Source organism: Nostoc sp. (assembly GCF_036916735.1).
GTDB lineage: Bacteria > Cyanobacteriota > Cyanobacteriia > Cyanobacteriales > Nostocaceae > Nostoc.
This window is the reverse complement of record NZ_JBALFV010000002.1, coordinates 138,991-153,731: the sequence shown is the minus strand read 5'-3', so window position 1 is coordinate 153,731 and position 14,741 is coordinate 138,991. Positions and strand designations below refer to the sequence as shown.

Here is a 14,741-nt window from a genome sequence, read left to right as displayed (position 1 = left end):
CTCCTGGCGTAAGGCATAACTGACATAAATTCGGCATAAGCCAATTTATCTCATAATCCAGGAAAAGGCTTATATGGATTCATTTTGAAAGTATCTGTCTTATTACAGAAACGACAAGCAACTATTATTAGTTACCAACGGGATTAGAAGTAAGACTCAAGATATTTTTTACACAGACTAGAATGAATGTAAAACGTAACAGGAGAAAAACATTTTCTGACTGCAAACCTTATTTTAAATCCGTTAATCAGAACTTTTTTCGCCAACCAGATGTAAAAATTTGCCCCCAAAATGGCTAATAAATATATTTTGGCTATCCATGTCTGAATACCTTGCTTTTCCTTGTAGGGTACTTACATCACATAATCCTAACTCTGTTAAATTATATAAACTTTCTTTTACCATTTCTTCCGTAATATAAGGAATGTCACTTTTGCCTTTATGCAAGAGTTATCGAGCGCTATAGAACAGATGAACTCACCGACCGATGAGCAGTCAGCACTCATCAAAGCAAGCTTGGAAGGAAGAGTTTTAAATGCTCCCAATAGGTACGTCCAAGAGAAACTGCTAGCACTGCATAAAGCTAAACATTACCTTGAGGTAGCGTTAGGGCTGTTAAGCCAGTAAACCCAATCCCTGATGCCCATTGCCTGTTAGCTTCCCTTATGGAAGCTTTTTTAATGGGTGTGTAGGCATAGAAAATAAGGTCAAAATTTGATCTTAAAAATCGACCTTATAAGCACTTAAAAAACAAAAAGACCAGCCTCCCACAGCTGGTCTATAAAATGTTTTTTTGCGTTGTCTTCTCAAGAGAGTTAAAACCCAATTGCGCGTTCCGAAAATGCAACAGGCAACTTTTCTTAACAATATTGTAACAGTCAACACAGATATTTCGTGAAACTTCATCAAAAAATATCCTAACAAAGCTAAAAAGCTTCTATCCATCAGGATAATTCAGGAAATCACAGGGTAGAAAAGGAAGGGAGTAGAAGAGCAGGGGAAAAATTATTAATTTTTGACTAATGACTAATGACCATTTGTGGTTTCCCCCAAAGGATGCTTTCCTGCTTGTAAATTGCAATTCCAGGTTTTGCTCCTTTGGGTTTGTAGACGTGTTTTAGCTGAGTATAAACTACTGGGACTTGATCGCTCTGACGGGCGCGACTATAGTAGGCGGCAAGATTAGCTACAAATTGCAAATCAGCTTCTTCTGCAACAGCACCGGGTTCTAGACGTAGTAGCACATGGCTCCCTGGAATTTCTTGAGCGTGGAACCAAATGTCATAATCGCTAGCTACACGAAAGGTCAATTGGTCATTTTGGCGATTGTTGCGACCGATTAATACTTCAAAGCCGTTGGGGGTAAGGTAATGATGAAAGTTGGTGCTGGGGGGTTCATTGGCACTGCGGCTGCGATATTCTGGATCTTCTAAATACTTTTGTCCAATCAACTCTTCGCGGATTTCTTCTAAAGCTCGCAAATCTTCTGCTGTTTGGTAGGTGTCTATCTGAGCGATCGCAGCTTCTACTTGTTCTAAATACTCAATTTCTGTCTGCACTTCTAACAGTAGCGGTTCGACAGCAGCACGAGCGCGTTTGAGCTTTTGGTGCTGTTTATAAAGACTTTGGGCATTTTGGACGGCGTTTTTATCTGGCAACAGAGCGATCGCTACTGGCAAATTTGTATCAAAATCTGCAAGGATAATTTCTTTCATCCCCGGTTCCCAGTTTTGCAAATGAGCCATCAATAAATCAGCTTTTTGCCGATACTCATCGGCTTGATCTGATTGCTGCAAGCGCGTCTTAAAGGTTTGAGCCTTATTCCGTAATTTCGCCAGAATATTATTCAATTTCTGACTCAACTGATGGCGCAATTGTAAAAATAACTGTTGGTCAATTTGATTACTGTAGTAGCGGTTGAGTAACTCCTGGATATCTTTGACTTTTTCAACTGCACCCCAACCCATGACGGTGTAGCCATCTTTTGTCCAAGCGGGTTGAAATTGACTGGAATCCAAGGCTTGCAGCCATTCTTGCCAGCGCTCAAATAGCCGTCGCCAGTCGTCGGAGTTAAGAGTATCGGTGGATGCTTCTGGTGCGATATTTGCTTCTAGCAGCATTAACTCCAGTAGTGCAACACTCAAGCCACTATAACTTTTGAGCAATTGCCGCTTGATTGCTCCTGGCACTAAACTTACCCGTTCTTGCCAACGTTCTTGTGATTCGTTCAAACTGGGGACAGTTCCAGTCAGTTTTGGCGGTGTTTCATAAGGTTGTCCGGTTTGGATGGGACGGACACTAGATTGTTGCTGACTGACTTGATGGGCAGCAGTGATAATTATATTGTTAGCATCGGTGAGAATGACGTTACTATACTTGCCCATGATTTCTGCATAGACATGATTAAGGGCAGTTTCTCCAGGACGACGGGCAAATTGCAAATCAATAACACGCTCCCAAGGGGCGATCGCCTCAATAGCCACCAGTGCCAAACCACTCAATTGGTGTATCAATTGTTGGCTAAATGTAAAGGTGTCTGGCGATCGCGGTGGTGGATCGCCGATGCAAATATGTGCAGCTTGGGGATGCCAAGAAATCTGTAGCCAATCTCGCTGTTTCAGGGTGCGTAATGCCATAGCAATAGTGTAGCGATCGCGCTGGTAAACCTGTTCTAAGCGTGATGGTAGCCAGTTAGCGCGGATTTCGCTACAAGCAGCTGTGAGAGTGGTAAAGTCAACTGGTTGCAAAGCGATTAGTTGTTAACATTCAAATGGTAGCGATCACTATGCTTTTATCTTCGTTTAGTCAAAGCATAGCAGACCTCAACTATCATAGCGGTTACTTGGTTTGGTGATAGCTGCCAATAAAAAAACGCAGAAATCTATATATTTAAATAGACTTTCAGTACTTAGATGATTGAGTAATGGTGAGTGACGACTAAAAAAATGGTGAGTGACGACTAGAAAAATCAAATTATTGCTTACTTCCGAGTTAGCCATTCACCATTATTTGTTAGGCAAGAGAATTATTTAGCAACCAAAACTGGCTGTTTTGCTGTTGATTGCACTAATTCGACTGTTGACTCCACTAGTTCTTTTGCTGTTGATTGCACTAATTCAACTGTTGACTCCACTAGTTCTTTTGCTGTTGACACTACTGGTTGTGGCTGCAACATTTGAGTGTAAAGTTCACTCAGTTGATGTGCTACACCATCCCAGCTAAACTTAGTTTCGACGCGCTTTCTACCAGCTTTACCTAATTCGTCTCGCCACTCTGGATTTAAGAGAATTCGGTCAATGGCAGATGCAAAGGCGTCTACATCTTGTGGTGGTGCTAATAAACCAGTTTCTTGATTAACTACAGTAAACTGAAGTCCGCCGACATCACTTGCTACCACTGGTGTACCGCTTGCCATTGCTTCGATCGCCACGAGTCCAAAAGGTTCGTAGTGACTGGGAACAACGCAAACATCGGCAGCTGCATAATAAGTTGGCAAAATATCTTGACTCAGACGACCAGCAAAGATGGTAAAGTCGCTCATCCCCAATTCGTTGATAATAGCCTCAATGCGATCGCGTTCAATGCCGTCACTGTTACCTGGAGTACTACCACCACCAATAATTAGCTGGATATTGTTGGAGTCACGTAGCGAAGACTGGTTTACTGCACGCACCAAGGTTTCTATCCCTTTGCGTTGGTCAAAACGTCCTACATACAATACAACTTTGGTTTCTTTCTCAATTCCCAATTCAGCCCTGGCTGCTTCTCGTACAATCGAGCCAAAGCGCTGAATATCTGTACCACAGGGAATGATGTCGATATTGCCTTTAGTGGAAACTAGCGATCGCATGTGTTGTTTTTCTTGCGGACTTGTCGCTACAATTCGTTCTGCTTTTTCCAACACCTGTTTTTCTACTCCTAATCGCACACTAGCAATCAGAGGAATATTATCTATAGTATTATACTTAACCGCTCCTAACGAGTGGTATGTGTGAACCTGTTTACTTTCTTGGATTTTCTTTAACTGCATCCCTACCCAACTAGAGAGCCAATAGTTAGTGTGAACTAAATCGTATGTGATGTCATTTTTTACTTGAAATTTAAGCAAATTATCTACAAATTCTGGCAGAAAATCAAAAATATCATCTCGTGGCACAAACTCAAGAGGGCCAGCTTTTAAACGAATAGTTCGACAATTGTCGCTGTGTTCAACAATCGAGTCTTGCTCTAGACTTACCTTGCGGGTAAACATATCAACTTGCCATCCAAGCTGCGCTAGTGCTTCACCCACGTTACGCACATAAACATTTTGTCCCCCAGCTTCTTCTTTCCCTATTTCAATCGCCGGATCTCCGTGGACGGAAATCAAGGCGATACGTTTTTCGGTGATAGAGTTCATAAGTTTGTGTGTTGCTGATTTTAACAATGTTTTAAGCTGTTCCAAACTCGTGTATAACACACTTGCTCAAATTGTTTAGGAACCTTGATTAATATTGATTTTAATTTACTATGCCTAATATTTTTTTACATCTTCTGTCAGAAGTATACTATTAGATTTAATACAAATATTTAATTTCTTTAAATATAAAAATTTGTTTGGCTTATATTTCATACTTTTGATAGATGAAAATTATATTTTTTATATAGATTCTAAATCATTTTTCAACGGCAAAATTCCTGAAAAGCTTATATATACGTGCTTTTAGCTTCAGTACTTTTCTTATTTCAGTTTGGATTGCTATATTAGTTCAAAATATTTAATGCTTTTGATAGAGAAATATTATAATTTCCGTCTTATTTATGCAGATATAATCCTCTAGATATATGCATTAACGTGAGTTTGACGAACTGAAAAAGCAACCCCACACATACCCAGTTGTACCGCAAAGCGCAAGTCAAAGCCCCCTTAATTCCCCAGAAGTTCTTAATGGGGTCATTTTTCCCTGTCTCTTGATTGAACTCACGTTGTATTAAGTAGTGAGAATAAGTGTTAAATATTGATGCAAAATCAGGTACTTTCTGGAATTTGCTTCGGAAAGTCTCAGATTATATTTGCAATCATTGATAAATTTCAGGAGCAAATCAGGTGTTTACTTCAACCTTACTCGCTGCTGCAACCACACCTCTGCAATGGAGTCCCACAGTTGCACTGATTATCATTATTGCTAATATCGTTGCCATTGCCTTTGGTAAATCTACCATCAAATATCCCAACGCAGAACCAGCACTACCCTCAGCCAATTTTTTTGGTGGTTTTGGTTTACCAGCCCTTTTAGCAACTACTGCCTTTGGTCATATCTTAGGAGTGGGCATTGTTTTAGGGCTGCATAACCTGGGAAGAATTTAGATTTTTAGGCAAATTAGCCTTTATTCGATGATTTTTTTGTCTCTAGCCTTGAGCCAGAAAGTTAGTTATCTGGCTCTTTTTTATTGAACAGAAATGTTTCGCGCAGTTCCCACCTAAAAATACTATAAAAATATCTACATTGTTTTAGGTGGGGTTAGCAAAAATGACAACGACAAGTATCTAACTCTTAACGAATGTCCACTCTAGTACCTTGATGGGAGCTTCTTGTAGTGCTTGAGTTAGTTCGGTGGTGCTCTCAAATTTCACTTGGGAGAGGTCGCAGGCTTCAATGTTGGCTGTAAATTTTTCGTTCTCGAAGATAGGGCAGAGGGCAGAAGGAACAAGTCACTTATGAGATTCAGACTCCTCCTGACTTGGAGCTACTGAACAATAGTTCAGTAGGGGTCTTAAACCCTTTCTCACTACGGTCATGGGCAGAAAGCAGAAATCAGAATTCTCTTCTGCCTCCTGTCTCCTGCCTTCTGCCTTTCTTGATAAATGATTTCCCAACCATTTGGCGTAGCGTTGACAATCACAAATCAATCTCCTGATTCTTAGTTTTGATTTTGAGTTGAATTAACTTCTGAATTCAGGAACGTCGGGATAGATATTGAAGAGGCGATCGCTCTAACTTTTTCAGGATAGCTAAATATTTATAGCTATAGCTATTTTCAATTTAGTGCAATATCCAAATACTTAGCTAAAATTCCCGACTTTTTTAATAAGTCGGGAATCTTTTTGTTCATGAAATCTAGCTAAACAACCCAACAATTCCTAAAGAAGGTGGGCAAGTAGCCTACCAGATAGATTGGAAGTTTTCAAGAATCTGTCAAAAATCTCTTTACCTCCAATCAATCTTTACTCTAACTGCAACCTATACAATTAAGAGTGACTTTCTAAGGGATTAGCAACGTATTTGAATGTTGGCTCAGAATTCCAAGGGCCACGCTCATCTTTACCATTACCGTCTGTAGATAGATTGTAGTAAAGAGCAACAGTTTCATCTGGCTTAATATTACCAAAGAATGGATCTGTCAACTTACCTAGCGAATCTAGAGCTTTCATAAACATCTGGGTATGAGAAATTTCTCGTGTTAACAGATGGACTAAAGTCTCTTGGGTTCCTTTGTCAGTTGCCAACTTAATTAATTCTTCATAAGTCTGACGAGCGCCAGCCTCAGCTGCAAGATTAGCTCTTAAATCACGGACTACATCTCCACCCTCATTCAAGTAACTTGCAGTCCAAGCATTACCTTGACTATCTAGAAAATGAGGACCAACCCCTCGGATTGCAAACAGAGTACTCTTATAAGCTTCTGTTTGATCCACATTTTTGGTATGACCTTCGATGAGTTTACCAACCATTTCTAAATGGCTGAATTCCTCAACCGCAATGTCTTGGAGCATGTCTTTAATTCCAGCATTCTCAACATGGAATGATTGAACCCAATATTGAAGTGCTGCGCTAAGTTCTCCAGTAGCTCCGCCAAACTGCTCTAAAAGTAACTGAGCAAAACGAGGGTTTGGTTCACTAATCTTAACTGCATGAATAGGCTCTTTCTTGTGAAAAAACATAGATTTATACTTCCCAAAATTATGATGTTCTCCAAAAGTTCGGCTATTTTATTGTCTCCTAGTATTTTCCTTGATAGAGCTAATTTAATGTTTGATAGCTTCTTAAACTGGTGAACTAGAAGACTGATAAAATACAGTAGTAATGTCAGTGTTGATAAATGCCAATCAGCAATTAGGCATTGCTGCTTATTCTGATTAATCCCAGAGATAAATAGCAACAAATGCGCCGAACACAGCTACCAAAAGACCAGAAATTAAATCAGCGCCAGCCGCAGTAATTTGCAGAGTTACTGTTCGTAGTAAGGTAAACAGACTTCCATCGACTAAAGCACCAATGATATCTAAAATCATTGTGGAGATGAGTCCGCCGCCTTGATAGCCAAGATGAATAGCTTTAGCGTAAGCGTAGCTTACCGTTGGCGTACCACTTACTGCGGGACGCTACACGAACGTGGAAGGAAGCTACGCGCAGCGTGTCGCAGACTAGCCTCTCCAAGAGTTGGTATCACACCTGCCAAAAGTTATAAAACTATCCAAGCAATAATACTCATAACTACCTCAACAATCTCACTTATCTCTAACTTATCAACTCTGACTGGCAATTCTTTCTACCACATGGGATAAATGCTAAATCCAAAAGTTAGATAAAAAACTTTACATCAATAAATATTTGAATGAAATTTAGCATTGTTTATTTTTTAGCATAAAAATGCTAAATGAAAGTTTTGCCTGATAAATCAGGAATTATTTAATACATCAGTCTATACATAATTTGCTGTAAAAATAGACACAGAAAAATTAATCAATTTATTATATCTATCTTAAGTAAGAGGTTAAAATATTATCTAACTTTTTGGAGATGTGTCAAAATCTGGCTCAGACAAATTTATAACGGTTTCGTTAGCATTCATCATTGATTATCTTTAATTACAGATAAATAATTAGCCAATATTTTTGCAAAATTTTTATTTCAAATCTCAACGAACTGCCTAAATGATAATTTTTATCATCAAATTTAATAGCTTTGTGATAATTACTAATAGTTTATTTTAAAATTCAAATTTTTCCAAGAGTTTATTATATTTTACAGCACAGTTTGCTCACAATAATCATTTTAATAATTGCAACATATTAGATAGATTCCCTCAATCGTTATTTTCAACGTAAATTGAAGGAATAATATCTATCTTGCCAACATTTGCAAAAGTGGTATCAAATGGCGCGTGAAAATTTTGTCTCTTGTGTTCTGGTATAAGTATCAAATATGACGGCAATATTTCTGACTAGCAATCTACCGATATCTGTAATCTGGATGTGATTTTTTGATAAACTGACTAGACCATCGGCTTCTAATGGTTTTAACGCCTCTAGTTCATCATAGAAATATTTATCAAAATTGATATGATATTTGTTTTCAATGTCTTGCTTATACAATTGAAAATGAGACATAATACCCATGATCACATCCCGTCTGATGATGTCATTTTGAGTAAGCTTAATACCTTTGCTAATAGGTAAAGCACCTGCTGCAAGTGTCTGATAATAATCCTTTAATTCCTTGTGGTTTTGAGCATAAGCATCTTCTAGCATACTGATGGATGTAGAACCAAAACCAAACAGTTCTGTCTGGGCGTGGGTAGTGTAGCCCTGGAAATTGCGTTTGAGAGTACCATTGCGTTGAGCGATCGCTAGTTCGTCATTAGTTTTAGCAAAATGATCCATCCCAATAAATAGATATTGTTTATTCATCAATTCTTCAATGGTCATTTTCAGAATTTCTAACTTTTCCTCTGCTGGGGGGAGCGCCTCTTGAGGAATATTTTTTTGTGTAGGTTTGAGCCACGGTACATACGCAAAGTTAAAGACAACAATTCGGTCAGGGTCTAACTCAACAGTCTTTTTCAATGTCTCCCGAAATGTCTCGCGGGTTTGATAAGGTAAACCATAAATAAGGTCTACATTCACACTTTCAAATTTAGCTTCTTTAACCCAACTCATGACATCAAATAGCATTTCTTCTGGCTGGACACGATTTACAGCTACTTGAACTTGGCGATTAAAATCCTGAATGCCAAAACTAATGCGGTTAAACCCAATCTGTCTCAGAAAGAAAATGTAGTTTTTATCGATATAGCGAGGATTAATCTCAATTGAGATTTCTGCTTGTGGATCGATGTTGAAATGGCGATTGATGTTTTTCCATAAAAATTCTACTTGGTGACGATCCAAGTAATTAGGAGTACCACCTCCCCAATGGATTTGCAGCACTTTTCTATCTGGATCGATTAAAGATGCGGTGTTTTTGATATCTTGAACCAAAGACTCCACGTAAGGTTTAGCAATATTCTTGTTGTTGGAAATTACCGTGTTACAGCCGCAGAAGTAGCAAGCACTTTGGCAAAAGGGGATATGGAAATATAGACTTATAGGAGTTTTGCGTTGATTCGAGGCTGCGATCGCGGCCTTAAAATCAGTTTCAGTAAATGTTTCGCTTAACTCTGTAGCAGGCGGGTAACTGGTGTATCTAGGTGCGCGAGTATCGTACTTTTGAATCAGATCCAAATCAAACTTGACACCAGGTAATAGAAAAACCATTGAGTTGCTTTCCAATGAATGAGTGGGGAGCAGGGGGAGAATGACAAATGACTAATACTTCTCTTCTTAGGCTGCGCCTTAAGCGTAGCTATGCCGCAGGCTTTACGGCTACGCTCAGTACAAGTGACAAATGATTAATGAGTTAGGCTATTAAACATAACTTGACCGAATGCTTTAATTAAACTTCCTTCTAACTCTTGAGCTATCTGTAAATTGAACCCAAAGGCATTATTAGCTTCTGCAACAATCCGTTCTGCTGTTATATCATCAACTGGTAATTCATTTAATGCCTGACGATACTTATCTTTAAATGCCTTTTTGTCAGGAATTTGCTCAAAATTATAAAAGGATGTGCCTTCATAGCCGGAAAGCTTCAGGGCTGATTGAGCAACTTTTTGGAGCATTTGACCCCCAGAAAGATCGCCCATGTAACGAGTGTAGGCATGACCTAGCAATAAGGCTGGTTCACTAACAGAAATTTTTTGAATGCGGTCAATATACTTTTGGGTAGCGGATGAAGGTGTAACTTGCTCTCTCCAATTATTCCCATAATAGAACACCATGTCTTTTTCGAGCGAAGATTGGCGATTAAGTTCGGGGAAGTAAACCGCACTAATCACAGGATGCCTTAAATGGCTTTCTAATGCTGCTTCTAGTTCGCTGTAGACGTAATACAAGTTGCTTAAGAACTTGGCGAAGCAGTCTCTATCCACAACTCCTTTCAAAAAACATTTCATGAATCCCACATTTTCGGCTAAGGTGTGGGCTTGTTGAGTTCCAGAGCGCAGTTTAATGGCTAGATTACTACTCATTGTTGCTTCCTTTATGTTCAAGGGCAAGCTTTCTGGGCAGTCACCGACTCAGGATGACTGCCAGTGCTAGCTAAAAAATTGTTATTCTAGGTTTAGAGAGGATCTGCATCACTCTACCTGGCAAGTACCACTGCCGATGTAGATCCCAGCTATTTTTATTTCTCCTAAGATTATTTAACTATTAATTTATATATAACTATAAAGATATTAGTATTTATTTATATTTTTCTAATTTTCACCCTTAGAGAATATGTAAAGGGGACTGGGGATTAGGAACTTATACTGAGCGACTTATACGAACCGGAGCCGAGGTAAGCCGAAGTATTGGGGATTGAGTGTCAAGTCGAAAATTATGGTGGTTGCTCATTACCCACCACCAAATTTTCAAAAACTTTTCCCAGTATCTAACTTTTTATGTATGGTGGGGGACTGCTCTGAGCGACCTATTGAAAAGTCCTCTTGTCAGTAACAAAACGTTTTCACTCCTCCTAAATCCCTCGATAAATTGGGGGACTTTGATTCCGGTTTCCCCATTTTTAAGGAAGGTTAGGGGGGATCAATAAGTGCCTAACATTACAACCAAATACTTTTCAAACAACCTCTTAGGCACATTCCAGTTGAGTAGTACAAAATTGATTGGGGAATAGGCATTTAAACTCTTCTAAAATAACGGGTAATAAGTTTATTTCTCACAATTTACTCTCAATAATTTAACTGATGTCTACAAAGAACTATTTATGCTTATATAACTTCTAAAGGATTAAATAATCAAAGGATTCTTATGGTTAAGTCTCTGAAAACCGAACACCAGTCGCTCATGGGGAAAACCCCTAAGACCGCACTGGCATTGCAACCTGAGTTGCTAAAACCAGGTGTAAAAGCGCCTGTTCAAGAAACATTATTAACACCTCGGTTTTATACTACTGACTTTGAAGCTGCGGCGCAGTTGGATATTTCGTCTCAGGAAGCCGAGTTACTGGCAATTGTAGAGGAATTACGAGCTGACTATAACCGTCATCACTTTGTCCGTGATGAAGAATTTCAGCAGTGTTGGGATCACATTGATGGAGAAACGCGCGTCGCCTTTATTGACTTTTTAGAGCGTTCCTGTACTTCAGAGTTTTCTGGGTTTCTGTTGTTTAAAGAGTTATCACGCCGTCTGAAAAACCGCAATCCTATTTTGGCGGATGCTTTTAATTTTATGGCACGGGATGAAGCACGCCATGCAGGATTTTTAAATAAGTCAATGGCAGATTTTAACCTTTCCCTCGACTTAAGTTATTTAACCAAAAATCACACCTATACCTTCTTTCCGCCAGAGTGGATTATTTACACAGTCTATCTATCTGAGAAAATTGGCTACTGGCGCTACATCTTAGTGTATCGTCACATGGAGAAACATCCAGAACACCAAATTTATCCACTATTTCGTAAGTTTGAAAGTTGGTGTCAGGATGAAAATCGACATGGAGATTTCTTTAAAGCACTGCTGCGATCGCAACCTCAATTATGGAACAATTGGAGAGCTAGATTATGGGTGCGTTTCTTTTTGCTGAGTGTTTTTGCTACTCACACATTGACAGTATTTGAACGTGCCACATTTTATCAATCCATTGGGATAAATCCGCGCGAATATAATATCAGAGTCATTCAAGAGACAAATAACACTGCTGCACGGGCATTTCCCTTAATTTTAAATACAAATCATCCAGACTTGTTCCGACGGTTGGAAAAATGTTCTGACCTTAATTTGAAATTAGCAGAGATTAACAATAGTAATCGCTCACCAGTTGTCAAATTCTGTCAAAAACTACCCTTGATCGCCTCCATTGTTGGGCATCTATTGCAGACTTACCTAATCAAACCCGTTGATGCTGAATCATTGAGAGGGACGGTTTATTAACTATAGCAATCCGATTTTATTTCTGAACTTCTTTGCGTGGGCAGGGAGTAGAAAGTGGGGAATCAGGCTTTTCGAGTTATACCGAGTCTTTTCAAAAATCAAATAGGAGTACTATAGTAATTGCATACATTAACTGAATCTACAAGTCTTCTTTGGGAATCTCTTCACTCGAATTCTATAATCAATTGCATAGTTTCTACAATTAAATATTCTAATACCAATTCTTTCTAAATTTTGAGTAAACGCCTGCTGCTCTCTTCAATTCTGTAGAATCTTTGCGATCGCCTGAGAAATCGGTAAGCCAGGACACCGTTCTAACCAGAAAAACTCACCAACTGGGTTAACCTCAAGAAATACATGACGACCATCAGGAGTCAAAATAATATCAATAGCTCCATAGTTCAAACCAAATTCTGCCATGAGTTTGAGCAGTTTTTCTTCGATATCTTCAGGCAAAGTGTATGGTTCCCAAGCGTCGAGTAAGGCGATTCCCTGTTTGCGCCAATCGTAACGCGCCTTATCTAAAGCTTGAGAATCAACCGCAGCAGTCAGCACACGTTTGCCTACAATAATTGTCCGCAATTCCAATGCCTTGGAAATTTTTTCTTGAAATGTCATTGGACAGAAACGCAATCCATCAAGGTTGTCCAGATCCTCAGATGAAATTGGATTTGTAAACACAACTTTTTCTCGTCCTTGTTCATCGTAAATTGCGAAAGAAGAGAGCATCTTTGTAATCATTCCTTCCTTACACTCTTGGGCAAATTGCTTGACTGCCAATGAATTATTTGTAGTCAGGGTGCGTGGCGTATCTAGACCAATCTCTCGTGCTATTCGTAATTGCAGTTGCTTATTTTCGGCTCGGCGAATATTTGGCAGAGGGTCGAGATGAAAACCCTTAATACTGGCAATCATTCCCTCAATGGTGACGCGAGATTCTTTGAGTGAGGCTTGTCTGAGTTGCTTGTCCATTGAGTCGGGAATTCTTGACCCAATTGCGATACGGCGATACCAAACTGCTGACACTTCATTCAAATCTAATGTTTGGTCTTCAACGCTTAGAGTAACTCGCTCACTTTTAGCATAATAAACATCTAAGGTGATTTCTGTGGGAAATCGGTCTGTGTCAAAACGAAATACTTTCCCTCCTTGGGCTTCAATTGCCTGAATAACTAAAGGAATACTTTCGTTGTCTTCGCTATGAGTAATGATTAAAACAGTCACGTCGCTTCGCTCCGAATTAAAAATTAAAAATTAACAAATTTATAAATTTATCAAGAAGTAAGAGCATTTTGCTTAGGACTTGTTGAAATTAATGCATCTGCGATCGCATCTGCGATCGGGTATTCCAAATCTCTCTCCAGCATCCCCCACTCTCCTGTAGGATTAATTTCTAAAAAAACGTATTCCCCTAATGGCGTTTTGATGAAGTCAAATGCTCCGAAAATCAGTCCAAACCTTGCCATAAAAGCATCCAGGCAACGGATTAGTTTATCAGGTAATTGATATGGTTGCCAGGTAAGAGTCTCTTTTGTCCCACGTCGCCAATCTTGGGTGGATGCTGCATACTCAGAGGCATCCAGTGCGCCGACAAAGAGATTGCCATTTACATACACTGCGCGTAGTTCTAGCTCTTTGGGGATTTGTTCTTGAAACACAACTGGACAATAGCGCAGTGTTTCAGCATCAAGTAAGTCTTCTTCTTTAACCGCACTTGTATACATGAAAAAAGAGGAGGCTTGCATCCCATAAGAAAGAGGTCTGAGTAGCTTGGCAACCATTTTTCCTTTAACTTTCCCAAAAAACTCTCGTGTTTGTTGAGGATTGTTAGTGACGATAGTCCGAGGTATCACAAGACCAACTTCCGATGCAATTCTCAGTTGGCGTAACTTATTTTCAGCTGCACTGATCCGTTGTAAATCATCCACCCAGGTAACTCCCCTAAGACTGTCCCAAAAACCATCTAACACTGCAAGGGATTCCCTAGAGCAGGCTGCTTGGAATTGTGGAGCTAATTCTTCACCTAGCTCAGGTTGCCAGATCCGTCGCATCCATACTGCTTGCACTTGCTCGGTGTTCAAAGAGCGAGTGCCATATTCTAGTTTATGATTGCTCCCAGAGTTACTGAAATTCGCCTCAATTTGTACTGTCATCGGAAACTTATCAGTATCAAAGCGAAATGGCTGTGCGCCTCGTTTTAATACAGCTTCTGCAACTCTATCTATTGTGAAATAATCACCACTATGGGTGATTAATAAAACCACATCACGGTCAACGTGCATAAAATATCTTCATTAGGTTTTTGTATTGCCCTTACTGTCAGCTATAAAAAAAATGGCGTTGCTGAATTGAAGTATAAATCCGGATGTAGAAACGTAGCACTGCTAAGTCTCTACAATAATTTTGGTATTATGCAAAATCATTTTCATACGTGAAATCAGCAACGCCAAAAAAATAAACTTTTTTAATGGGAAGCCAACCCCTAGATGGAGTTGGCAAAGCTAACAGT

11 protein-coding genes and 2 pseudogenes are annotated in these 14,741 nt (G+C 39.3%); 3 read left to right on the top strand and 10 right to left on the bottom strand.

What is annotated here, in order from left to right:
* Nucleotides 1-243 precede the first annotated feature (243 nt).
* The gene (locus V7L20_RS01625; protein WP_334742379.1) at nt 244-447 is read right to left on the bottom strand and encodes a hypothetical protein; all 204 of its coding nucleotides are present in this window, start codon (nt 445-447) and stop codon (nt 244-246) included.
* A 24-nt stretch (nt 448-471) separates the two neighbouring features.
* Here V7L20_RS01625 and V7L20_RS01620 point away from each other — a divergent pair, with 24 nt between their 5' ends.
* Entirely contained in the window at nt 472-627 is a 156-nt protein-coding gene (locus V7L20_RS01620) for a hypothetical protein (protein WP_334742378.1), read from the top strand.
* Between the two features lie 392 nt (nt 628-1,019).
* Here V7L20_RS01620 and V7L20_RS01615 read toward each other — a convergent pair whose 3' ends face one another.
* Both V7L20_RS01615 and V7L20_RS01610 read right to left on the bottom strand, forming a co-directional pair.
* Entirely contained in the window at nt 1,020-2,747 is a 1,728-nt protein-coding gene (locus V7L20_RS01615) for an Rqc2 family fibronectin-binding protein (protein ID WP_334742377.1), read from the bottom strand.
* Nucleotides 2,748-3,163: 416 nt separating this feature from the next.
* A pseudogene (locus tag V7L20_RS01610) lies at nt 3,164-4,399 on the bottom strand (glycosyltransferase family 4 protein); the annotation flags it as partial.
* A 687-nt stretch (nt 4,400-5,086) separates the two neighbouring features.
* Here V7L20_RS01610 and psaK point away from each other — a divergent pair.
* Nucleotides 5,087-5,347, top strand: coding sequence for a photosystem I reaction center subunit PsaK (gene psaK / locus V7L20_RS01605; RefSeq protein ID WP_334742376.1), 261 nt, complete (start codon nt 5,087-5,089; stop codon nt 5,345-5,347).
* A gap of 180 nt (nt 5,348-5,527) precedes the next feature.
* Here psaK and V7L20_RS01600 read toward each other — a convergent pair.
* The 5 genes and pseudogenes from V7L20_RS01600 to V7L20_RS01580 form a co-directional block, all read right to left on the bottom strand.
* Nucleotides 5,528-5,665, bottom strand: a pseudogene (locus V7L20_RS01600) (DUF3891 family protein); the annotation flags it as partial.
* Between the two features lie 564 nt (nt 5,666-6,229).
* Complete coding sequence (locus tag V7L20_RS01595; RefSeq protein ID WP_334742375.1) at nt 6,230-6,922, bottom strand: manganese catalase family protein; 693 nt, start codon at nt 6,920-6,922, stop codon at nt 6,230-6,232.
* A gap of 195 nt (nt 6,923-7,117) precedes the next feature.
* On the bottom strand, nt 7,118-7,273 hold the full coding sequence (locus V7L20_RS01590) for a hypothetical protein (protein ID WP_442943494.1): 156 nt from the start codon (nt 7,271-7,273) through the stop codon (nt 7,118-7,120).
* 861 nt (nt 7,274-8,134) lie between these two features.
* Nucleotides 8,135-9,517: an oxygen-independent coproporphyrinogen III oxidase gene (hemN, locus tag V7L20_RS01585; RefSeq protein WP_334742374.1), complete on the bottom strand. Its 1,383-nt coding sequence runs from the start codon at nt 9,515-9,517 to the stop codon at nt 8,135-8,137.
* Nucleotides 9,518-9,651: 134 nt separating this feature from the next.
* A complete protein-coding gene (locus V7L20_RS01580; protein WP_334742373.1) occupies nt 9,652-10,329 on the bottom strand; it encodes a biliverdin-producing heme oxygenase in 678 nt (225 codons plus the stop codon).
* 817 nt (nt 10,330-11,146) lie between these two features.
* On the opposite strand from V7L20_RS01580, the gene acsF reads away from it, so the two are divergent.
* Complete coding sequence (gene acsF / locus V7L20_RS01575) at nt 11,147-12,232, top strand: magnesium-protoporphyrin IX monomethyl ester (oxidative) cyclase (RefSeq protein WP_334742428.1); 1,086 nt, start codon at nt 11,147-11,149, stop codon at nt 12,230-12,232.
* 258 nt (nt 12,233-12,490) lie between these two features.
* Here acsF and V7L20_RS01570 read toward each other — a convergent pair whose 3' ends face one another.
* On the bottom strand, nt 12,491-13,456 hold the full coding sequence (locus V7L20_RS01570; protein WP_334742372.1) for an MvdD family ATP-grasp ribosomal peptide maturase: 966 nt from the start codon (nt 13,454-13,456) through the stop codon (nt 12,491-12,493).
* Nucleotides 13,457-13,506: 50 nt separating this feature from the next.
* Nucleotides 13,507-14,514 carry an MvdC family ATP-grasp ribosomal peptide maturase gene (locus V7L20_RS01565; RefSeq protein WP_334742371.1) on the bottom strand — a complete coding sequence of 336 codons (1,008 nt, stop codon included), beginning with the start codon at nt 14,512-14,514 and terminating at the stop codon, nt 13,507-13,509.
* Nucleotides 14,515-14,741: the final 227 nt, after the last annotated feature.